Origin of the sequence: Zunongwangia profunda SM-A87, from assembly GCF_000023465.1 — a bacterium.
Classification (GTDB): domain Bacteria; phylum Bacteroidota; class Bacteroidia; order Flavobacteriales; family Flavobacteriaceae; genus Zunongwangia; species Zunongwangia profunda.
Genome location: NC_014041.1, coordinates 3134635 through 3158523, shown reverse-complemented (window position 1 = coordinate 3158523; position 23889 = coordinate 3134635). Strand labels below are relative to the sequence as shown.

General features: G+C 35.6%; 19 protein-coding genes. 8 read left to right on the top strand and 11 right to left on the bottom strand.

From position 1 onward, the window contains the following. Positions 1-112 precede the first annotated feature (112 nt). Together ZPR_RS13875 and ZPR_RS13870 are read left to right on the top strand one after the other, a co-directional pair. Positions 113-1543, top strand: coding sequence for a proton-conducting transporter transmembrane domain-containing protein (locus tag ZPR_RS13875; RefSeq protein ID WP_233421303.1), 1431 nt, complete (start codon positions 113-115; stop codon positions 1541-1543). Between the two features lie 120 nt (positions 1544-1663). After that, complete coding sequence (locus ZPR_RS13870) at positions 1664-3994, top strand: DUF2309 domain-containing protein (RefSeq protein ID WP_013072344.1); 2331 nt, start codon at positions 1664-1666, stop codon at positions 3992-3994. A gap of 141 nt (positions 3995-4135) precedes the next feature. Here ZPR_RS13870 and ZPR_RS13865 read toward each other — a convergent pair whose 3' ends face one another. Then, positions 4136-5059, bottom strand: a complete 924-nt coding sequence (locus tag ZPR_RS13865; protein WP_013072343.1) for a LysR substrate-binding domain-containing protein — start codon at positions 5057-5059, stop codon at positions 4136-4138. An 83-nt stretch (positions 5060-5142) separates the two neighbouring features. On the opposite strand from ZPR_RS13865, the gene ZPR_RS13860 reads away from it, so the two are divergent. Further along, positions 5143-5436, top strand: a complete 294-nt coding sequence (locus ZPR_RS13860; RefSeq protein ID WP_013072342.1) for a hypothetical protein — start codon at positions 5143-5145, stop codon at positions 5434-5436. Between the two features lie 177 nt (positions 5437-5613). Here ZPR_RS13860 and ZPR_RS13855 read toward each other — a convergent pair whose 3' ends face one another. Beyond that, entirely contained in the window at positions 5614-6588 is a 975-nt protein-coding gene (locus ZPR_RS13855; protein WP_013072341.1) for a fasciclin domain-containing protein, read from the bottom strand. A gap of 274 nt (positions 6589-6862) precedes the next feature. Between ZPR_RS13855 and ZPR_RS13850 the strand changes: the two genes are divergently transcribed. The 3 genes from ZPR_RS13850 (at position 6863) to ZPR_RS13840 (ending at position 9804) form a co-directional block, all read left to right on the top strand. Further along, on the top strand, positions 6863-7480 hold the full coding sequence (locus ZPR_RS13850) for a toxin-antitoxin system YwqK family antitoxin (protein WP_233421302.1): 618 nt from the start codon (positions 6863-6865) through the stop codon (positions 7478-7480). Positions 7481-7650: 170 nt separating this feature from the next. Continuing rightward, positions 7651-8838, top strand: coding sequence for a tRNA 2-thiouridine(34) synthase MnmA (gene mnmA / locus ZPR_RS13845; protein ID WP_013072338.1), 1188 nt, complete (start codon positions 7651-7653; stop codon positions 8836-8838). Between the two features lie 21 nt (positions 8839-8859). Then, complete coding sequence (locus tag ZPR_RS13840; RefSeq protein WP_013072337.1) at positions 8860-9804, top strand: NAD(P)H-dependent flavin oxidoreductase; 945 nt, start codon at positions 8860-8862, stop codon at positions 9802-9804. Here ZPR_RS13840 and ZPR_RS13835 read toward each other — a convergent pair. From ZPR_RS13835 to guaA, 6 genes are all read right to left on the bottom strand, one after another. After that, positions 9801-12521 (bottom strand): hypothetical protein, encoded by a 2721-nt coding sequence (locus tag ZPR_RS13835; RefSeq protein WP_148211731.1) that lies wholly within the window; start codon positions 12519-12521, stop codon positions 9801-9803. The two genes, ZPR_RS13840 and ZPR_RS13835, sit on opposite strands and share 4 nt — an antisense overlap. Positions 12522-12956: 435 nt before the next feature. Then, a complete protein-coding gene (locus ZPR_RS13830; protein WP_013072335.1) occupies positions 12957-13220 on the bottom strand; it encodes a hypothetical protein in 264 nt (87 codons plus the stop codon). 96 nt (positions 13221-13316) lie between these two features. Then, positions 13317-13862 carry a cysteine hydrolase family protein gene (locus ZPR_RS13825; protein WP_013072334.1) on the bottom strand — a complete coding sequence of 182 codons (546 nt, stop codon included), beginning with the start codon at positions 13860-13862 and terminating at the stop codon, positions 13317-13319. A 262-nt stretch (positions 13863-14124) separates the two neighbouring features. Then, a complete protein-coding gene (locus ZPR_RS13820; protein WP_041578947.1) occupies positions 14125-14523 on the bottom strand; it encodes an OsmC family protein in 399 nt (132 codons plus the stop codon). Beyond that, positions 14483-16507, bottom strand: a complete 2025-nt coding sequence (locus tag ZPR_RS13815) for a LysM peptidoglycan-binding domain-containing protein (protein WP_049771451.1) — start codon at positions 16505-16507, stop codon at positions 14483-14485. Before ZPR_RS13815 ends, ZPR_RS13820 begins: the two co-directional genes overlap by 41 nt. A 37-nt stretch (positions 16508-16544) precedes the next feature. Beyond that, on the bottom strand, positions 16545-18074 hold the full coding sequence (gene guaA / locus ZPR_RS13810; protein ID WP_013072330.1) for a glutamine-hydrolyzing GMP synthase: 1530 nt from the start codon (positions 18072-18074) through the stop codon (positions 16545-16547). A gap of 246 nt (positions 18075-18320) precedes the next feature. On the opposite strand from guaA, the gene ZPR_RS23875 reads away from it, so the two are divergent. Then, entirely contained in the window at positions 18321-18452 is a 132-nt protein-coding gene (locus ZPR_RS23875) for a hypothetical protein (RefSeq protein ID WP_013072328.1), read from the top strand. A gap of 49 nt (positions 18453-18501) precedes the next feature. Further along, positions 18502-19227, top strand: a complete 726-nt coding sequence (locus ZPR_RS13805; RefSeq protein ID WP_013072327.1) for an SIMPL domain-containing protein — start codon at positions 18502-18504, stop codon at positions 19225-19227. Between the two features lie 650 nt (positions 19228-19877). On the opposite strand, the gene yidC is transcribed toward ZPR_RS13805, so the two are convergent. The 3 genes from yidC to ZPR_RS13790 all read right to left on the bottom strand — a co-directional run bounded on the left by yidC (position 19878) and on the right by ZPR_RS13790 (position 23873). Continuing rightward, positions 19878-21743: a membrane protein insertase YidC gene (yidC, locus tag ZPR_RS13800; RefSeq protein WP_013072326.1), complete on the bottom strand. Its 1866-nt coding sequence runs from the start codon at positions 21741-21743 to the stop codon at positions 19878-19880. A 104-nt stretch (positions 21744-21847) separates the two neighbouring features. After that, complete coding sequence (locus tag ZPR_RS13795; protein WP_013072325.1) at positions 21848-23467, bottom strand: CTP synthase; 1620 nt, start codon at positions 23465-23467, stop codon at positions 21848-21850. Between the two features lie 154 nt (positions 23468-23621). Then, complete coding sequence (locus tag ZPR_RS13790; protein ID WP_013072324.1) at positions 23622-23873, bottom strand: DUF3820 family protein; 252 nt, start codon at positions 23871-23873, stop codon at positions 23622-23624. Between the last annotated feature and the right edge of the window lie 16 nt (positions 23874-23889).

Genomic DNA, 23889 nt, shown 5'->3' with positions numbered 1-23889 from the left:
AATTTAATTAATGATTTATATAGAATATATAAATAAAAATATATAAATTATGTTTTAGACATTTGCAACGATAAATAATTTAAATCTGAAAATATTCGTGAAAGCTCAACAAGTGAACGCAAACAAAAAATCTACGGGCCTTTTTTCATTAGCAAACCTGGTGCTTTGGGCACTTTTTGCGGCTAATCTGTTATTTATAATTATTTCTTACTCTAACTTACCGGAATGGAAATTTGGAGGGATTATTTATATCAATAGTTTTAGTTTTCTAATCTGGACAGTTGTATTATTCTTTGCGGCACTTATCACTAGCTATTCCAAAAATTACCTGGTAGGATTTAAATTTAGGAGAAGTTTTATTTTAAATTGTTTGGGCTTTACACTTTCAGTTATAAGTCTGGTTATGGCTAATCATATCCTCCTGTTTTTAGGCTGTTGGGTGTTTATGGGAGTTTTTATGGCCAATTTAATAGGTGTTAATAAAGATTGGCCAGAGGCCAAAGCGGCTGCAAGTTACGCGCAGAAATTTTTTCTTTTAGGTTCTTTTTGCCTTGGGGTTGGATTACTTATATTGTCGTGGTACACGAAGCAATATACCGTCGTAAAAATAAGCGAGCAGGTAGAAGATTTACCTTTATTTGCCAAAATTGGTGCAGCCTTAGCCTTAATATTAGCAGCCATTATTCAATCAGCCATATTTCCGTTTCAGCGTTGGTTAATGTCGGTGATGACTTCACCTACGCCGGCTTCAGCTTTAATGCACGCCGGCTTTGTGAATGGAGGCGGAATTTTACTGGCCTTCTTTTCAAGCTTGCTTTTTGCTTCTAACACCTTAACGATCCTTTTTGTGGTAGGCGGTATTACCGCAGTTACGGCGCAGTTTACCAAGTTACTTCAGGTGAATGTGAAACAAAAATTAGCTTGTTCTACCATCGCGCAAATGGGATTTATGATTATGCAATGCGGTTTGGGATTTTTTAATGCTGCCGTGGCGCATCTTATTTTACATGGCTTTTACAAGGCTTATCTATTTCTTTCAGCAGGTGAAGAAATTAAAAAAAGTGAACCTTCTTCAAGATTAAAAATAAAAATAAAAGCAGCAGAGGCGTTTGCGGTACTAATTTTTGGAAGTTTGGGTGCCATTCTGTTTTCTTTGTTAACAGGTAAAGGTAAAAGTGCAGATAGCGGAATTATTTTAACACTGGTTGTGGCCATAACGGTTGGTCAAGTAGCTTATAACATTTTTAAAGAGAAGAGTTTGACAACCTATCAAAAAGTATTTTATCCCACACTCATGTTTGTGTTGGGTATCGTTTTGTATGCAGGGCTTTATAATGCGGTTACCTACTTAATGCATCCATTACCACTAACCGATAATCCTGTAGATATTTCTTGGGTCCATATCGTTTTTGGAATTGTATTTTTAATTGGCTTTTTCTTAATGAAACTAGGGGCTTACCAAAAATATCCCTGGCTTTATCTAAGATTAATCAATGATTCGCAACCCTATCATAAAACTATTTTCAATTCAAAAAATAATTAGGATGCGAACCTTATTCATATCCCGATGATTATCTGAAACTAGTGAAAAGCAATAAGCCAATTAATATCTATTGATCGCTTTAAAAGTTTAGCATCCAATGTTTAATCTAAATGTATTCTCGTGAAAACAACTGAATGGAAAAAATCCCTGGAAGAAATCTCTAAAATCGTAGATAAAACTTCGCCATTATATGCTTATATAACCTCCAATCAACTTTCAGGTTTTGAGGAATATCATTTTAAGGAAGCCGTAAGCAGAGCTTCCACATTTTATAATGCGCATGGATATCCTAATGCCGAAGTATTCAGGGAAGCACTGGATAGCAGAGAACTTTATAGTGCTGAATTAGAGAATTTATTAATAGAAAATGGCTATCAGGATTCTATAGAAGCTTATCTAAAGATTCTTGGTCAGGTTTCAGCAATAAAAGAACAGCCGGATAACTTAAAACTAAATAGATTAATGCTCAAGTGGCTTTCTATTTTTATGGATGAAGGCGTGGCAGAATGGCCTATGCCCAACAGGGAAAAGGGTTTTTATAAAGCCTGGTTAGGTTTAGCCAAATACGACAAGGACTATCAAATATATAAAGATACGCCACAAACAGCTACTGCAGCTTTAGACCAATTATTTCAGAATTTTTCTAAAGAAGAGGTACAAAATAGCATTGAGTTTCATTTAACCAGTCTGCCGGGATGGGTGGGGTATATCAAACAACGCCAAACTTCAGACTCGGGATGGAGAAAAAAAGCGCCCATTACTATTTTGGAGTACTTGGCGGTTAGGCTTACGATTGCAGAAAAATTAAACTTACTTATAGATGTAGCACCTGCTTTTGAAACTGCCAATGAACAACAGGAACTGTCTTATTTGTTTCTAAAAGCCTGGGAAATAAGCTGGCAAAAAGAGCTTACTGAAAAATATATCCATAATCGAGTGCCTGAAACAAACAATAACATACCAGATGCACAAATGGTGTTTTGTATCGATACACGGTCTGAACTGATAAGAAGAAAAATTGAAGAAACAGACAATTATGAAACATTTGGATATGCAGGTTTCTTTGGCATCGCAATGGATTATAAAAGCACTGAAGATGGTTTAACAAGAAAATCCTGCCCTCCAATTCTGAATTCTGCTTACAAGGTTTCTTATGATGTAAAACCAGGAAAAGAGACTCAGGCAAAAGCTTATAAAAAGCAACTCAAAAAAATCAAGTTTAAAAACTATTTCTTTAAAAGATTGAAAAATATGCTGCCTTCTGCCTTTGGGTATGTAGAGGGGACAGGAATTCTTTATGGTTTGTCTTTGCTTGGTAGAACCTTGCTACCTGCCAAATACCATAAACTAATGAACGGTGATAAGATAGCTTCAGAAAAAAGCTACGAGCCTAAACTGGCAAAAAAGGAGCATAAACACGATATTTCTTTAGAAGAAAAAGTAAGCCTTGTAAAAGCCACTTTTGATTTAACCGGTTGGAAAATCTTTGCTCCCGTTATCATTTTTACCGGTCACGGTAGTCACACTTCTAATAATCCATTTGCTTCCAGTTTAGATTGCGGTGCCTGTGCAGGAAACCCTGGAAGGCACAATGCACGGACTTTAGCCTCTATTGCTAATGAAAAAGAAGTAAGGTTAGCATTAAAAAATAATTTTGGAATCGATATACCGGAAAACACAATATTTCTGGGAGCCGAGCATAATACGGTTACCGATGAAATAGAGATTTTTGATACCGAATTTGCTCCAAATCATAAAGAAGCACTTTTGAAAATAACTGAAAATCTGAAGCAGGCACAATTAGAAGCGAGCCGCGAACGACTGGGAAGCGAAAAAGAGAGTTTAAAGTTAGCTCACAAAAAATCACATAACTGGTCGGAAACCAGACCTGAATGGGGCTTGGCCAAAAATGCTAGTTTTATCATTGGCCCAAGGGGACTTACCAAAGGGCTCAATTTAAACGGGAGATGTTTTCTGCAATCTTACGATTGGAAAACCGATAAAGACGGAACTGCTTTATCTGCAATCATGCAAGGACCTATGGTGGTTACCCAATGGATTAATAATCACTATTACTTTAGCACAGTAGACAATGAAAAATTTGGTGCAGGCTCTAAAATTACCCATAATATAACCGGCAAGTTTGGGGTGATGCAGGGGAATGGAAGTGATTTAACCAAAGGTTTACCCTTGCAATCTTTAAAGCGTAGTGATTCAGAGATGTATCATCAGCCTTTACGATTATCGGTCGTAATTGAAACACCTACGAATAGGGTAGAAAAGATTTTAGAAGAACAACCTCACTTAAAAAACTTACTGGATAACGAATGGATTTACTTACTGGTAATCAATCCTGAAGAAAACCGTGAAATAAAGCGTTATGCTCCTGGTTTAAACTGGGAAAACCTGGATAACAATTCGACAACTGACGATGTAAAACTTGCTGTTTAAATCGTATAAACCTGAGTTGGATTTAAGAAGCACCAGAGACAGAGTGAAATCTGTGTAAAAGATTTTATATAGAAGCTTCCATTTTTGATCTAAAATGCCTGTAATATTCTAATGCAGTTTGTTATCAATTTTCCTGGTTATTTAATAACTAGATAACCAGGAAAAATTTGCTTCATTAATACTTTCAATATGTTTGGTAAGAAAATCTAAATATGCGACAGCCGCAGGTGAAAATTTTTTGCCTTTTAACCAGATTAAATTCCATGAGGTTACAATGGGTAATTTTTGGATAGGTACAATTTGTATCTGGTTGTTCTTTATTTCATTTTCTAAACCAATTATAGGCATAATGCTATAGCCCAGTCCCGCCAATACCGCTTGTTTTACCGCTTCGTTCGAAGTAAGCTGAATTTTTTTGGTTACTGGAATTTTATTCTGACTTATAAATTTTTCCATAGCCTGTCGGGTAGCAGAACCTTCTTCCCTATAAATCAGAGGTAAGTTTTCAGGAATTATTTGGCCTTTAATCGGTACCGATTTTATTAAAGAAGGACTACCAAACAAGAAAAGTTTATTGTCTATAAAGGTTCTTTTTTCGACCTGTAAATTTTCCGGTAGTACAGAAACCAAAGCAAAATCTACTTCATTTCTTTCTAAAGCTTCCAATACCTGATAACGGTTGGTTACATCCATAAACAGGTTGACACCATTATGTTTGCTTAAAAAGGGAGCTAAATAAAAAGGCATCACATATTTGCCTGTAGAAACTACGGCTATAGTAAGTTGTCCAGCCAGTTTACCTTTAAAAGCCAAAGATTTATACTTCATATTTTCAACCTCCAATAAAATTTTTTCAGCGGCTTTGGCAATTTCTTCACCATAAGGGGTAACGTATAATTGTCTGCCAATAACTTCGGTTAGTGGGATGTCAAACTGATCCTGAAAATTTTTTAGCTGAATGGAAACTGCGGGCTGCGTAAGATGCAGCGATTCTGAAGCTTTTGTAATACTTTTTAACTCCGTTATTTTTAAAAATATCTTTAGTTGATTTAAAGTATAGTTCATAAAATTAATTAATGTATCGTATAGTAAATATAAATAATAACTTATGAATTTCATCATTATATTTACTTCTTAAAAAAGCAGATATGGACGACTTTAATGAAGTTAAGTTAATCACCGGGGAATTTAAGCCCGGCGAAGCCGAAGAAATTTTATTTAGCATTATTGAAGATAAGATACGCTTTAACAGCAGGCAAATATTTAGTTATGAAGAACGTGGGATCGACGGAGCAGAACGCTATAACAAGAGGATAGAGGAACTACAGCAGTCTAAAGACAAAATCGCAGCTATTATTAATCGTAGCAAAGCGGAAAATAAAATCTTAAGTATAGAAAGTTCTATTGTTATTAAAGAGAAGCCGGAAATTACAGATAACTAAAATATTATAAAAATGTTTTTTCAACATCTAATCCATGGAGTTTTACTACCAAAATACTTCAAAATTTAGTAGCAAGTCTTTATTGAAAACATCTTCTATCAGATCTGATAAACCAAAGCTGTTGATAATCGCGCATACAAAAGCTAAATAATAACAGCATATTCTTTTGTATAACAATTATTCAATTACACGATCAACGATCTGAATTACTCCATTTACAGCCTGAATATTTGGCGTAATAATATTTATGATCTCATTATTTTCCAATTTGATTTTTGGACCGTTATCTTCGTAAAAGTTCAGTAGTGCACCACTATTTGCAGTAACCTGTAGTGAATCTTCAATAGCTTCGGTCCGTACATTTTCTTGCGGAATGATATGATTATCAATAATTTTTTGCAGGTTAGCCTGTGGAATATCGTTAATAGCAGCATAATTGTTTTCTGATAGGTAATTTGCGATAGCTTCTTCTGAGGCCTGAAGAATAGTGAACACCGCATCTTCATCTTCCAATCGGGCCAAATAATTTTCAGAAGTGGATTCAGATAAAATACTGGCAAAACTATCATCTGAACTTTGCTGGCTAACCAATAAAAAATCAGTTATACTGGGTAAGGACAAAAAAGTACTGATAGGGTTCAGATATCCATTATCCAGTAAAATATTACCCTGAGATACGACTACTTCAGCTTCATTATTGATATAAAAGCTATCATCTAAAGTTGAAGTATACATGCTAAGCAATCTATCTGAAACATTCCCAGTCCCCAGACTTCGTATATACCCATCTGGAAATTCACTTAACTTACTCGCTCCCGGCTGTATATGATAACGAAGATAATTTTCTAATTCCTTTAGAGGAACGTCATTGATATTGGTATAATCATTTTCAGAAAGGAAACTATTGAATGCCGAATTATTTGGGGCGAAAATTGTGTACTGTTGCATCGTACTATTTAAAACTGAATCCAGGCTCGTGCGATTTAAAGCAGTGGCTAAAACCGAATAATTAGAATTATTAAGAATAAAATTGTTTATCGTATTATCAGGAATAATGACATCGCCGGGATCATCTGATGTACCGCAGGAGATTATTATGCTGCAAAAAATAAAAATTAGTATGATCTTTGCTAATTTCAGAATAAATTTCATCAATTTTAGTTTTAAATAAAGACTAAAATAAGCAGAGAATAATTAATATTTGTGTAATCTCTGTTAATATGAAAAACCTGATTGAGGCTTTTAAAATTGGAAAACCAATTATACCCATCTTGATAAAATATTGGTTTCGAAGAGTTAAAGCTATATTGAAAGATTCAATTTTTCAAAACCCAATGTTTAAACTAAATTTATTCGCTTAAAAATCAACAAAATAATGAGCTTATTTCATTTAACTTCAAAAAGGCTAATATCTAAAATCGCAATTTTGAGCTTGCTTTTTTTGACCCTGCAAAACTTAAATGCTCAGGAGGGACCAAATTTGAATGATGCGCAGGGCAAAAGGCACGGCGAATGGAAAGTAAATTTTCCTGGAAGCAATCAAACTAAATTCGAAGGAACCTTTAATCATGGAAAGGAAACGGGAAAGTTCAAATTCTATAAAAAAGGTTACGAAAAGCATCCAAGTGCAATTATGGATTTTGATACTGGTAGCGATTCTATTGCGGTAAAGTATTACACCCAGCAGGGAGAGGTAATTAGTGAGGGAATGATGCTGAATAAAAAAAGAGCGGGCAAATGGATCACGTACCATCATAAAAGTGACCAAATAATGATGACGGAATATTACAAAAATGATGAGTTAAATGGTTTACAAATCACTTATTTTAAAAATGGAAAAGTAGGAGAAAAGACAAATTACCTTAACGGAATTAAAAATGGGAGCAGTCAGATTTATGCAGATAATGGACAGCTTTTACAAGATCTTAATTATAAAAATGGAGAATTAGACGGTCATCAAACTTATTATAATCCTGAAGGTAGTTTAGTGGCAGAAGGTGATTATAAAAACGGGAGACGAATTGAAGATCAACAAAGAAAATAATAATATCATTCAGGCCTAACTAAATCCAGTGATCATGATTATCGAGTAAAATTAGATACAAATCAAAAGGTGGCTTTCGTCACCTTTTTTTATTTCGTAATTTTACACACTTTATTTCGACTTTATATACGATTAATCACAAAAGAATTGATCGATCAAGCTTAAATTCTATGAAAAAAGTTGTAGTAGGACTCTCAGGAGGTGTAGATAGTAGTGTTTCAGCCTATCTTTTAAAAGAACAGGGTTATGAGGTTATAGGATTGTTTATGAAAAACTGGCATGACGATTCGGTGACGATTTCAGACGAATGTCCATGGTTAGAAGACAGTAATGATGCGATGATCGTTGCTGAGAAATTAGGAATCCCATTCCAAACGGTAGACTTAAGCGAACAATATAAAGAACGTATCGTCGACTATATGTTTAATGAATACGAACGTGGTCGAACACCAAATCCAGACGTGTTATGTAATCGTGAGATCAAGTTTGATGTATTTATGAAAATAGCACTTTCTCTGGGAGCAGACTATGTGGCCACCGGTCATTACTGCCGTAAAGGAGAAATTGAAAAAAACGGAGAAAAAATATATCAGCTATTATCAGGAAAAGATAATAACAAAGATCAGTCTTATTTTTTATGTCAGCTTACCCAGGAGCAACTTTCAAAAACCTTATTTCCTATTGGGGAACTTCAAAAATCAGAGGTTCGTAGGATTGCTGCCGAACAGGAACTGGTAACTGCCGATAAAAAAGATTCGCAGGGACTTTGTTTTATAGGAAAAGTACGCTTGCCAGATTTTCTTCAGCAAAAATTAAAGCCGAAAGAAGGGAATATTGTCGAGATAAAACCGGATAGCGAAACCTACCAAACTGGTATTCCCGAATTTGAATCTAAAATTGAAGAATTAAAATTTCTATCTCAAAAATACCAATATCAGCCTCAGGATGGTAAAGTTGTAGGAAAGCATCAGGGTGCTCATTATTTTACTAAGGGACAACGTAAAGGTTTAGCTGTAGGAGGTACTCCAGAACCACTTTTTGTAATCGATACAGATGTTGAAGACAATGTTATTTATACCGGGCAGGGAAAAAAACATCCCGGAATTTATCGAAAAGGACTTTTTATTAATGAAGATGAAGTACACTGGGTAAGAAAAGACTTAAGTTTAAAACCGGGCGAAAGCTTAGAGCTAAAGGCAAGGATAAGATACCGGCAACCTTTACAGGAGGCAACTTTATATCAAACCGAACAAGGTATGTATGTAGTTTTTAAAACACCACAGGCTTCTATTACCGAAGGCCAGTTTGTGGCCTGGTATGATGGCGAAGAATTATTAGGATCTGGTGTAATTTCTTAAATTGCGGGAAACAAACCTGCAATGGCTACAAATAGAATAACCAAACTTTTAAATATAAAATATCCACTTATCCAGGCCGGTATGGTCTGGGCAAGTGGCTGGAAACTGGCAAGCGCTGTTAGCAATGCTGGTGGACTTGGAATCATTGGCGCCGGATCTATGTATCCTGAAGTGCTTAAAGAACATCTTATAAAATGTAAAAAAGCGACCAACAAGCCTTTTGCTGTAAATGTTCCTATGCTCTATCCCAATGTGGAAGAGATTATAAAAATTATTGTTGCAGAGAAAGTTCCAATCGTTTTTACATCAGCTGGGAATCCAACAACCTGGACTTCTCATTTGCAAGAACATGGGATTATTGTTGTTCATGTAGTAAGTAGTGTAAAATTTGCTTTAAAATCTCAGGAGGCTGGAGTAGACGCTGTGGTTGCCGAGGGATTTGAAGCTGGTGGGCATAATGGGCGTGATGAAACCACGACCTTTACCTTAATTCCTATGGTTAGGGAAAAGTTGGAAATTCCACTTATCGCAGCCGGTGGAATTGCTACCGGGCGTGGTATGCTTGCAGCGATGGTTTTAGGAGCCGATGCCGTACAAATTGGCAGCCGCTTTGTCGCTTCTGAAGAAGCCTCTTCTCACATTAAATTTAAGGAAATGGTGGTGAACGCTCAGGAAGGTGATACTAAATTAACACTAAAAGAATTGGCTCCCGTTCGTTTACTTAAAAATAAATTCTTCGAAGATATTGAAACACTTTATCAAAAAAGTCCTTCTAAAGAAGAATTACAACAGCTCTTGGGTCGCGCCCGTGCCAAAAAAGGCATGTTTGAAGGTGATCTGATAGAAGGAGAACTCGAAATTGGTCAAATTTCAGGCTTAATTAAAACGATCAAACCCGCCGCAGAGATTGTAAAAGAAATCGTTGACGAGTTCGAAAGTGTACAATCTCAATTACATCAATATTAATTAGGAATATCTTTTATATCCTTTTGTATTACCGGATAGGTGAATTCATGATACCCAATTCCTCCGTCAGGCGTGATTGCTTCGATGATCACTATTATTTGTTCCGTATTATCCGGATTAAAATAGGAAACCTGTGCAGGTTCCCCATTTTCAATATTTATCTGCGGTTGCCAGTACACCACGCTTCTTAAATCTGGTTCATTACTTTTAAAACGTTCTTGGTTCGTATAATCGGGCTGATAAAATTCTTTAGTGGGAGAGTATCCTTTAATGGAAGTTCTAAGAATACCCTTTGGTTTTTGTGCTCCAAAAATTCCTTGCTTCCCATGCGTATAGATGGCAATCACATCACCGGTTGGCGGGACTTCCATAGGGCTTGCGAATGGATAGGCTTGCATGTATAATCGACTAAAATGCTTGGCAAATCGTATAACCTCTACACTTTTTACTTCGCTAGGCGGAATATTGGGAACTAACGAATAATTAAGATTGTTTATTACCATACCGTCCATCATTAAAATAGTGGTGCCGGCACCACCTATAACTTTAGCCTGTAAAGCGCCGCCCGGTTCTTCGATATCTCTTTGAATTCTTATATCCTCTGGGAAATTGAAAAGTAAAACGCTGTAAAGTCCATAAGACCAGTTTTTTTCTTTTTCCTGAATATCCTTACCATCGATTACTATATCCGGCTTTCCGGCTAGATCTGCTGTTTTCTTACGTTCTTCAGTCATATTGTAAGCTTCTAAAACCACTTCATCTAATTGCGTCACCCCTTCGGCTAATTCATAAGAAAGTTGCTTTTGTTGCAGACGTTGTTCATAGTTTACAATTTCAGAAAAAGTACTATCAGGCTTCTCGATTTTTTGTCGGTTTTCAAAGATTATCGGCAAGCTTTCAGGATCATTAATTGCTATATCAAAATTTCTTTTATTTCCATCTTTTTTGCTTTGTATGACAATTTCCCGGTTTTCTTCATTTAAAAAATCAACATTAAAATAAAATCTACCCAAACTATCGGTATTATAGGTTTGTACTACAGGTTGCTCTCCTAAAGCTATAAAGGATAATTCTACATCTTCCTTAGGCTTATTAAAAATGTTCCCGCTTACCTTTCCGTCAATAGCCAGGACTGGTTCTTCAGGATAATCGAAAACAATGCTAGTAGTGTCATATTTGTATTTTCGCCATCCCTGTGTGAGCAATAACGCATCAATATCCCGCAAACGGTAAATATCATCCCTATTAAAATATAAACCTGGATGCTCTATTTTTCCCCGAAGTTCAGAGGTGAGGTAAAAATAGGGGAGAATGGAGTTTCCCTTTTGCTGTTCTGCTCCTAAAGGTTCCTTAGCCAATGCGAGCACTGATATTTGGGCAGCTATATTCTTACCTGTGCTATCTTTAACATGAATACTAAGGCTTGTTTTTTCACGTGAACTATATTCATTTTTATTGGTTTTTACTGCAATGGTAACTTGCTTTTTTCCAACATCATTAAAGTATAACCGCTCGGCTACGGGTTGATAATTTTCATTTAATAAGGTAAAGCAAAGAATTCCATAGGGAAAAACATGTACTGGTAATGCGGTATTAAAATGACCAGCCTTTACCGGTCCTTTGATATCAAATAACTTAATCCCTCTAAAACTAATGCGTATCATTAACGAATCAGATTTATTAGTTGTCGAAGCGATTAAACTAACTCTGTCCCCAGTTCTCCTAACAGAAAGAATGTTTCCGTTTTTTAAAACTTCCGGTAGTGGATATTCAGTTTCATTGTCAATATTTGTAATTTTAGCTATATATTCTTCCGTAGCCTCAGGCCTTATTACCGTTACTCCCATCCCAAATTTATTAGTTTTAAATGTGGTGATAGTATCTTTATTTTTATTTAGAATAAGACCTTCAGTATACAGGCCATCACCTTTAAAATCCAGGGCTTTTATTCCTAATAAATTTACAGTTCCGTCTAATAAACTTCCGCTTTCCGGCAATAGCTGTAAGTCTACCTTATTTTCATCTAAACTAATAGACCTACTTGCGGTAAATCCGTTTTCTGTAAGCATATTGATGCTTATATAATCGGTTTTTTCATTTAATTTATAGGACAGTTTATAAACACCATTATTCGCTTTAATTTCTAAGGAATCCTGTTTCGAATTATTTAAATATAATCCAACTAAAATTTTACGTTTCTGAAGGCTATCTAGCTTATTAGGGTTAAAAGTCGCTTCCAGAAAAGCACCCTCTTTTTTATCGACAATATTGATATGTTCAATGGCTTTCTCAGTTTTGGGAATCTTAGGGAAAATTCTAAAATATTTTGAAAAAATAAAGTCTTCCCCAAAATTACGGTTCCATCTGGTATATGCCCGTATTTTATAGATACCAGGCGGCATTTTTTTGGGAATATCGAAATGATTATGACCGCTTCCGTCTACAATTTTTACAAGTTTCTGGTTGATCAATTGTTTCTCGGGCCCTATAAGATCTACATGAAGTACTCCTGAACGCTGCGATGGCTTATGGTCTACAGAATTAAGTACCATTGATTTAAACCATATGGTGCTTCCTGCCGGATAATTCTCACGATCAAACTGTAAATATATTTTTTCTGCATAGGCAGCTTTAGATAGGATTTTTTCTTCCTGTGCAAAAGCTATATTCCACAAAGTGAAGAAAATTAGGAACAATGAGTAGCTTTTTGATGACATGATGAATGGAAATTAGGATATAGGAAGCACCTGAAACAAGAACCGCATAAAATTAATTTACTCGATAGTCGAGATTAAATGTTCTGGCCCTGTTCCGATAGTTATTTTTGGATCGGGGAGCCTCGACTTACAAATTATTTTCTAATAAATACTCACAAGCTTTCCCTTCAAGTTTACTTACTTCATTTCATGTTTGGGGTAGAACATAAAAGATAAAAATAGATTTGCTTCATTTACAATTTATTACAATAAAAAATAACCTCAAAATTATAATTCGAAATTCATAAAATCCGATTTATATTTTTGAGGTTTTAAAATTTAAAAAAATATTTTTTAGTAAAAAATTATAGAGATAGAGCTAACATTGAAAATTCAAAACAAAATCTTTTAAAATGTTTTTACTCAATTTCCAGAAAGTATGAGGTTAAACTTCGGTTAGTAATTCTGAGACGCAAAGCTTGTTAAGAATGCCATTCCTCCCAGGAATACAAAGAAAATAATAGATAATATGAATAGTATTACATATAGCAATAGCATACCTTTTGCCCAATTTTTGCGTGTATAATTGGGATCACTGCCAAAAGCCCATACCAGTAGCATGATGATGCCTATAAAAGGTAAGCCGGCAACAAAAATGTATAAGGCCCATTTTTGTGGTGTAATTAGGTTAGGTTGTTCGTTTTGATGATAAACTTCCATGATTTTTTGATTAGGTTAGTTAAATAAAAATGCAAGCTAATCAAAAAACTATATTGAAGGTAACATCAATAATCGAAATTTCTAGAAATTCTGCTTTTAATTCTGAAGATATTCTTCCGCATTCATCACCCGGGAATAAAAATAATTTAAGGCAGCAAGAAAAGATTTTTGTACTTCAGCAGCATCTACTGTCTCACCGTTTATTTCTAGATTTTTTGTTGCACAGGCATCGCCTATTACAATACAATCGAATCCAAAATCTTTAGCTGCCCTTGTGGTTGCATCAACACACATATGTGTCATCATGCCACAAATTACTAATCTCTTAATATTTTGTTCTTGAAGTGCTTTTAGTAAATCGGTCTCTCGAAAACTATTCGGGAAATGTTTTACAACCACTTTTTCTTTTTTTAGCGGGCTTACATTTTCGTGAATTTCCACTCCATTTGTTTTTGGAATAAAAAAAGTAGCATCTTCACGAGTTGACATATGTTGTACGTGGATTACGGGCCAATCTTCAGCTCTAAATTGCTGCAAAACTTTTTTTGCTTTTAAACTTGCTTCTACCGGTTTAAAAAGTTCCATTTTGCCATTTTCAAAATAATCATTTTGAACATCAATTAAAATTAGTGCTGCTTTCATATTTTGAAGTTTTAGGCTTTAGTTGGATTATCTCTTTTAAATTTATTTTAGCAAGACTGGAAAAAGGGTAAAACTTAGACATCTTTAATATATTCGCTAACTTTTCTTTTGATATAGGGAATTAAAGGCTCTATATGGAAACGGTATTACCTTGGCATAAAAATTTAGCTTTCTAACAAATACCTGCTGGTGTGAGCTCTTTTTCCTATACACCTCGTCCTAAAAACAGAGAATATATATGGCAATTACTTAAACAAAATTTTTACCAGATAAAACGAATCTCTTTTTCCATATCTGGGTGCAAACTATAAAAAACAGGGCAGGTTCTTGCAGCATTTTCTAAAACTTTCATCACCTTATCATCGTATTTTTTGGGAAAGCTAAATACTACTTCAATCTTGGAAATTCGTCGTGGGTTGGCAGCCATTGTCTTGGTCACCTGGGCTGTTGTACCTTCGATAGCGATTTCTAATGCTTCAGCTTTTATACCCATTATTGTAAGCATACAGGTCGCCAAAGCAGTGGCTACGGTGTCTGTAGGAGAAAATGATTCCCCTTTTCCGTGGTTGTCTACAGGGGCATCTGTTATGATTTTAGTTCCGCTTTGCAGGTGTTCTGCTTCAGTCCTTAAATTCCCTAAATATGTTACTTTGGCTGTCATCGGCTATTTGTAAAGTTAAATCCGGATTAATTTGAAGAATATAAACTGCTTTATTTCTGAAACCACCTCCGGGTTGCGGCTCATATAAAAATTTGTTCTCGTTGTATTCGGTAAAGCCTTTATAATCGCTAAAAGAACTGTAAATATCTTTTGATGCAGCTAAACGGAGTAATACATCCATGGTTAGGTCATAGCCCCGCACGGCATATTGATTTGGAGTAACACCATACTCTTCTTGGTACTTTTTAATAAAATTCTCAGAAAACTCTAGATTATACTCTTTATCTACCGATGGGTAGTGGAAATATAATTTGCCTAAATCTTCGTTACTGATGCTTTCGTTATCGTAGCTATCATTTTTATTTGTAGTGAATAATGTAATATCAAGATCGTCCCTTAATAACCTATTTAATGCAGATACGGTACTACTTATCACACCCACACTGCTGGATTCTAAAATTATCCAGTTTGGTGTGGCTGGCAATAATACTCTTTTTAAGCTTGTTTCTGAAACATAACCATCAACAGCATTTACAGATCTTGCTGCAGGAAAAATCTGAGATAATTTATTTTTAATTTCAAAAGATTTAGCATCTGAGACAATGATCACATTTTTCTCTTTTCCAAATTTCTGAAGGTAATCGAGCATAGTATTGCTCATCGTTTGTTGATCGGGACGCGCGATGAACAAATTATTACCTCCGCTCATTTCTTTATCAGAAAGTGGTGTGAATACCGGAATATTTTTGATTCTTAAGCGTTCTGCAGCGGCTTCTGTAGTCGATTGTAAAAAAGGCCCAATGACTGCATCAACATTATTAAAATTTTTGGTATTGATAAGATTAATCACCTCAGAAGCACTTCTTTTGGTATCATAAATTTTAACCTGACTAGAAATCCCTAATTCTTTTGCATCTTCAATGGCCATTGCAGCACCGCTGTAAAAATCCAGGCTTATTCTTAAAACACGATCGTCTAAAATGGCGTCTTTATAAGCAGCAGTACCTGCCGAATCTACCTGAACCTTATCAAGGCTATAAGGAAGCATAAATACCAGGTTTTTAGGACTGAAATTGGAAAGAGAATCTTTAAGGTTTACTTTATCACCTTGCAATTTTTCAGCTTCACTGGTTAGGGTGGGGGTCACCCAGTTTTCGGGGTCTTGTTCTTCTGGATTTGGAACTTTTAAAACCATGCCCCATTCTAATCCTTCTTGTTCTATAATTGGGTTAAGTGCTAATATAGAATCTTGTGTTACATGAAAACGCTGAGCTAAACCAAATAAAGTTTCTTGAGGTTTTACTTCGTAAAACTTAAAGTTCTTATCTAAAAGTACCACGGGATCTGGGGAGACATTTGTACCAACCCTAAGCATAATACCGGGCTGCAAAACATCTACAGTGGGATTTAAGGCTTCCAGTTCTTTTACCGTTAAACCATATTTTCTGGCTATACCAAATTTGGTTTCTTTGGGTAAAACAACATGCTCTCTCACTTCATTTTTATCAAATTTCTGGCGAATCTCTTCTTTAGAGATATTGTTAGGCTTGGCAACCACCCGATCTAAAGTTCTGAAAACAGGAATACGAATAGTTTCTCCTTTTTGAAGTTCTTTAGAGTATAATTGTTTATTATACCGTTTAATATCATCTATTTCTACATTATATTGCTGAGATAAACTAAAGAGAGTTTCTTTCTTTTTAACGGTATGTTCTTTAAAATTTACGGGATCCAAACTTGAAGAGCCTGTTTTAGCAGGCATCCCTTTATCCTTCGTGGCTAAAGGGATAACCAGCTTAGAAGATTCTTCGATACCATTTTTAGAGTCAGGATTATATTTATAAATGTCTTCTTCAGAAACATTATAATCCTTAGAAATACTGTAAACAGTCTCTCCTTTCTTTACGGTATGATATTTAAATTCCTGCGCAAAAGCAGAAATATTCATCATACATAAAAAGCAAATTAAAAAAAGGTATCTCATTTTATTGATTTTTAGACTTAATAGGTTTATACAAATTCTATTCCCATTCTATAGTCGCTGGTGGTTTAGAACTTATATCGTATACTACCCTATTAACGCCTTTTACTCTATTTATTATTGTATTCGAAGTTTTTTGTAAAAATTCGTAAGGTAAATTTACCCAGTCAGCCGTCATTCCATCGGTAGACTCTACCGCTCTTAATGCCACCACTTGCTCGTAAGTACGTTCATCTCCCATGACTCCTACAGATTGTACCGGCAATAAAATTGCACCAGCCTGCCAAACATGATCATAAAGATCCCAGTCTCTAAGTCCCTGAATAAAAATGTGATCGACTTCCTGTAGTATTCTTACTTTTTCGGCGGTAATATCGCCTAAAATTCTAATGGCTAAGCCTGGTCCTGGAAACGGATGACGACCTAAAAGTGTTTTTGCGATACCCAATTCTGCACCAACTCGTCGTACTTCATCTTTAAATAACATTCGAAGCGGCTCTACTACTTTAAGTTTCATAAAGTCTGGTAATCCCCCTACATTATGATGCGATTTAATAGTTACCGAAGGGCCATTAACCGAGATCGATTCAATCACATCAGGGTATATCGTTCCTTGTGCCAAATAGGTAACATCTTTGATTTCGTGCGCCTCATCATCAAAAACCTCAATAAAAGTATTCCCTATTGCTTTTCTTTTTAATTCTGGATCACTAATTCCTGCTAGAGCATCCAGAAAACGGGCAGAAGAATCAACTCCTTTTACATTTAGGCCCATATCTTTATACTGGTGAAGCACGTCTTCGAACTCGTTTTTGCGAAGTAAACCGTTATTTACAAAAATACAGTACAGGTTCTTACCAATAGCTTTATGTAAAAGCATCGCCGCTACCGTAGAATCTACTCCGCCACTAAGTCCTAAGACAACTTTGTCGTCGCCAATCTTCTCTTTGAGCTCTGCTACTGTAAGATCTACAAATGCACCAGGTGTCCAGCTTTGTGCTACCCCAGCGATATTTACTAAAAAGTTTTCTAATAATTGCTTTCCATCGGTCGAGTGATATACTTCGGGATGAAACTGAATTGCAAAAGTCTCTTCACCTTCTATACGATAGGCTGCATTTAGTACATCTGTTGTACTGGCTAAGCGAACCGCATTTTCCGGTAATTCTTTTATAGTATCACTGTGGCTCATCCAAACCTGAGAGTTCTCTTTGATATTATCAAAAAGTGGCTCGCTATCTTTAATAACCGATAGGTTTGCCCGACCATATTCCCTGGTTTCGGAAGGCTCTACCTTACCGCCATGAAAATGGGCTAAATATTGCGCCCCGTAGCAAACGGCCAGCATAGGTAATTTCCCTCTAATTTGAGATAAATCAGGATGTGGAGCATCTTCTGCTCTAACTGAAAACGGACTTCCTGAAAGGATAACCGCTTTAAAGCCTGAAAGATCTTGTGGAACTTTGTGAAATGGATGAATTTCGCAGTAAATGTTTAATTCTCTTACGCGTCTTGCAATCAATTGCGTATACTGCGAACCGAAGTCTAAGATGAGTACGTTATTTTGCATGCGCAAAATTAAGAATTTGAGCTAAAAATAAAATACAAACCACAATTATTTTATCAATACTAATTTTCTTGCAAAATATAAGGTTTTAGCAAATTTATAAACAAAGCTTTTCATAAACTATAATTAAAGTTTAACTAAAACTTTTTATGCTAAATTAGCATTATGACTACTAAAGCGCTTGGTTTTTAGCTTAATTATCATTTTATTTGTTTTAACCGAATTTAACTTATCCGAAAATCCCAATCCATGAACCACCAACAAGAAGAGGAGTATATGAACTCCTTGCATCCGTCCCGATCGGTTTTAGAGCTTATTTATTATATAATGACCGTGATTTGTGTTATAGGAATTGTGGCTATAATTTTTCAGCTTTTATAAAAAACTTAGAACTTAAATGATTATTTTTATAGTATAACTTATTGATACTATGAAATACTTAAGCGCAATTATTTTCTCCATTGCTATCGTTATTGCGGCCTGGTTTCTGGGTAATTCTTATGTAGATAGGGCGAATCCTGATGGTACTATTTCTGTAACCGGTGCAGGTAGCGAAAATTTCACATCAGATCTTATTGTTTGGGAAGGTCGTTTTAGCCAAATGAGCGAAAATCTTGAGACCGCTTATAATCAGCTTAACCGGGATAAAAACACGGTTAAAAGCTATTTAATCGAGAAGGGGATTAAAGAAGAAAATATAGTCTTTAATTCTGTTCAAACCGATGAACAGCGTGAACAGAAATATCAAAACGGAAATTACGTTGGGAGTATTTTTAAAGGGTATCAACTTACACAAAGCGTAAAGATAGAATCTAACGATGTTGAATTGATCGAGAGTGTATCACGGGAAATTACCGAATTACTGAATAAAGGGGTACAGTTTAATTCTACACCACCCAGATACTATTATACCAAGTTAGCCGATCTTAAGATTGAAATGATCTCTAAAGCCACTGAGGATGCTCGTGTAAGAGCTGAAAAAATTGCAGAAAACTCTGGAGGAACTTTAGGTGAGCTAAAAAGCGCAAATATGGGAGTATTCCAGATTACAGGCCAGAACAGTGGTGAAGATTATAGTTGGAGTGGTGCATACAATACCGCCGATAAGCGCAAAACAGCAAGTATTACCATGCGTTTGGAATATGAGATTAAATGATTTTTTAAATATTAAGTAAAAAATATTCTTAAAAAGAACGGCTTTAAAAGCCATTCAAACTAAGGATTTAAATAACATCCAATAGTATTCGATTAAGATTTTAAGAGCTGGATTTCCCTGTAGGATTTCCCGCTTATTTATCTCCTATTTTCACTCGATAATAGAGATCGTGATGCCTACAAATAATAAAATAATTTCCTAATTTGTATATCATAAACTTGCCCTTAGCTAGTTTTCGGTACCATCAAACCTATAAAGCACCATCATAAATCTTTGAATAGTATCGAGGAGCTATATCGTAGACAATGATATTGCGTAAATCAGCCCTTGGTAAAATTATGTAGAATAGTGGTGAGCAATATATTAGCCGGTATGAATAAAGTAACTACTGGCAGTGAGCCGTGGCTTATCTTAAGCAAATTCAATAGAGCCTAGAAAGAAATTTTGATGAGAAAGGTAATTTTATAATAGAGAAGAAATATCATTTTATCACCACAGCTTTATTGGCGCCGCCAAAAAGATGTAATCCCCAGCGGCTTGTCTAGAAATCGTAAAAAGGTTACGGTTAATAACTCATAGGGTTCTTTAATCATAAAAAAAGGCTGTCTAAAATTACATTTAGACAGCCTTTTTTAAAAGTTCAGTATAAATTATTTCTTGTTACGTTTTTGTTGCTCTTCAGCCTGCTCCATCATTTCCTGCATTTTTCTGGTAAACCTGTTTTGTTTTTTAGGTTTTGCTTTATTAGCCTGAATTTTAGCATGGATTTTATCCTCATCAACAATCACATGTTTAATTACCAACATTATTCCTATCGTAATTAAGTTAGAGGTAAAGTAGTATAAAGATAATCCACTGGCATAGTTATTAAAGAAAAATAACATCATGATAGGGGATAGGTACATTAAAAATTTCATGTTAGGCATTCCCGGTTGTTGATTGGCCTGCATGCTTTGTCCCGTAGTCATTTGCATGTAAATAAATATTGCGACAGAAGCCAATATTGGGAATAAACTAACATGTTCTCCATAAAATGGGATATGGAAAGGTAATTCTGCTATAACATCATAACTGGATAGATCGTCTGCCCAAAGGAAACTTTTTTGTCTTAGTTGAAATGCGCTTGGGAAGAATTGGAAAAGCGCATAGAATATAGGAATTTGCATTAGCGCTGGTAAACAACCACTCATGGGGCTAGCTCCGGCTTTGCTATAAAGCTTCATTGTTTCCTGTTGCTTTTTCATCGCATTATCCTTATACTTCTCATTTATCTCATTAATTTCAGGACGTAAAACTTTCATTTTGGCCTGAGATAAATAAGACTTATAAGTTACCGGTGAAAGCACAATCCTAACCACAATGGTCATTACAATGATGGCGATCCCGTAGCTTGGTAGGACACTGCTTAAGAATGCAAAGAATGGGATAAAGACATATTTATTGATCCATCCGAATATACCCCAGCCTAGAGGTACAATCTCATCCAGATTGCGATCGTAATCTTTCAGGATTTTGTAATCTGTAGGGCCGTAATACCAATTCATATTATAATTTAGCTCGCCCGCCTGTAACTCTAAAGGAATATTTGCGGTAAAAGCTTTGGTGTATACAGTATCTATTTCTTCGTCTTCCACAAGATTTTGGGAAGTAAGTTTGGAGGTTTTAAACGGTGTATCTGTTAAAAGTATGGAACTAAAGAAATGTTGCTTATAGGCAATATAAGACACGTCTTTTTCTGTTTCTTCATCTTCCCCATGTCCAAGGTCATCATACTTATCTCCTTCGTATTCGTACCCTAAAACGGTGTATTTATTTTCATAAGAAATACTCTTGGAATGACGGTATCCTTTAAGTTGCCAATCCAGATTAATAGGTTGGGATGCGTTAAAGGTATTGGCAAGTCCCTGGGAACGGATATTGAAATCCATCATATAATCTCCAGGTTTTATAGCATAACGATATTCTAAGAATTCATTATCAGAAATCTTTAACTTCATCGATAATACCTGATCTTCACCATTTTTAGAAATACTTGGCTCAAAATATAGATTTTCAGTATCTAAGGTTCTTCCATCTGTAGTCGTGAAATTAAGATTGAATTTTGCGTTGCCATCTTTTACTAAATAAACAGGGATAGAATCGTATGTTTTATAATTTTTTAAAACAGCTTCTTCGATATATCCTCCTTTATTTGCTACTTCTAATCGTAACACATCGTTTTCTAGTACTGTGGTTTTATCTTCTGCCGAAGGTAATGTCGCGGAATAACCAAAAGCACCAAGTCTACTTTGCGCCTGGGCTATTGCTGCCGAGTCGGTTGCGGGAGCAGTAGTATTATTTTGATTTGCGAGTTGTTGATCAGCATTTGCAGGAGTAGTAACCTGTTCTGTCGTGGCGGGAGTACCGGTTTCTTCCTTTGGTTGTTCCAGGCTATTGGTATACAACATCCAGATTAAAATTCCGCCAATTAAAATAAATCCAATGATGGATTGAATATCAATCTTCTTTTCTTCCATTCTAAAATTTACTAAAGTCTTAAATCCCTACATAGGGATTCTATTTGATGTCCTATTTTTCAGTCAAAAAAATGACCAATATTTCATTTAATGCCAAACTGGCATTATGCTTTATTTTTTGAGTGTTCGTAAGCAGCCTTTACAAAAGCCACAAATAATGGATGAGGACTGGCTACGGTACTCTTATATTCCGGGTGATATTGTACACCTACAAACCAGGGATGGTCTTTAAGCTCTACCACTTCAACAAGACCAGTTTCAGGATTAATTCCTGTACTTAGCATTCCTGCTTTTTCGAGTTGTTCCTTGTATTTATTGTTATACTCGTAGCGATGTCTATGTCTTTCTTTTATATCGGCTTTGCCATACACATTGAAAATAGTAGATCCTTCTTTTAAATGACAATCCCAGGCACCAAGTCGCATTGTTCCCCCCATATGGGTAATGTTTTTTTGTGCTTCCATAATATCGATTACGGGATGTTTGGTAGCCTCATCCATCTCTGTAGAATTGGCACCCTTTAACTGAAGTACATTTCTGGCAAATTCAATAACTGCCATTTGCATTCCCAGGCAAATCCCAAGGAATGGTAATTTATTTTCTCTCGCAAACTGAACGGCATCAATTTTACCTTCGATTCCACGCTCCCCAAATCCCGGTGCTACTAAAACTCCATCTAGGTGAGAAATTTTATTTTTGATGGTATTCTCATTTATAAACTCTGAGTGGATACTCTCAACGATTACTTTTACTTCATTCTCTGCGCCTGCATGTATAAAGGCTTCTAAGATAGATTTATAAGAATCCTGAAGTTCTACGTATTTTCCAATAAGGCCAATTCTAATTTCGGCTTTCGGGTTTTTATGGCGATCTAAGAATTTATTCCACTGCTCTAAATTTGGTGTGGTTTCATCGGGTAAGTCTAACTTCTTCAGGGTTACCGTATCTAAACCTTCCTTAAGCATTAAATTGGGGACATCGTAAATAGTAGGAGCGTCTATAGACTGGATTACAGCCTCCTGCCTAACATTACAAAAAATAGCTAGTTTTCTTCGAATATCGTCTGATAATTCATGTTCTGTTCTACACACCAGGATATCAGCTTTTAGTCCGCTTTCCATCAAGGTTTTTACGCTATGTTGGGTTGGCTTGGTTTTAAGTTCACCGGCAGCAGATAGAAAGGGTACCAAGGTAAGGTGAATGACCAAAGCATTTTCGTCTCCCAATTCCCATTTAAGTTGACGAACGGCTTCGATATAAGGTAAAGACTCAATATCTCCTACCGTACCACCAATTTCTGTAATTACGATGTCGTATTCTTTTTTCTTTCCAAGAATCTGAATACGTTCTTTGATCTCGTTCGTAATATGCGGTACTACCTGTACTGTTTTTCCAAGGAATTCACCACGGCGTTCTTTTTCAATGACGCTCTGGTAAATCCTACCAGTAGTCACATTGTTTGCCTGAGAAGTATTTACATTAAGAAAACGCTCATAATGACCTAGATCCAGATCTGTTTCAGCGCCATCTTCGGTCACATAACATTCGCCATGCTCATATGGATTTAAAGTTCCTGGATCTACATTAATGTAAGGATCTAATTTCTGAATAGTGGTTCTAAAGCCACGGGCTTGTAATAATTTTGCTAATGAGGCGGCGATTATCCCTTTTCCTAAAGAAGAGGAAACGCCACCGGTAACAAATATATACTTGGTTTCGGCCATTTTTTTAATAGTGTTTGAAGCGTTCCAATTATTCAGGGCGCTAAATTACGAAGAAGAATAGAAAAAGCAGCTAATTTTAAATGCTAATATTTAAGGTTTCTTTAAGTATGTTAAAAGCTAAGCGGTAAGTTAGCCTTAGAAGTAAATAGAATACTTAATAAGGCTTAGGATATCTTTTTCTTATTTCTTTCAGTAATATTTCCATTCCGTTGATTTTAAGTTCGTGAACCTGTCTTAATTGTGCACCTAGTTTCCCTGCCGGAAATCCTTTCTTATTAAACCAAACATAATAGGGCTCCGGAATATCTGATAAATACCAGTCTTTATATTTACCAAAGGGCATTTTGGTATAAGCCAGTTTAAGTAATTCTTCCTGATTGTTATTCATATAAAAAATAAAAGCCACAAAGGTATCATCTTAA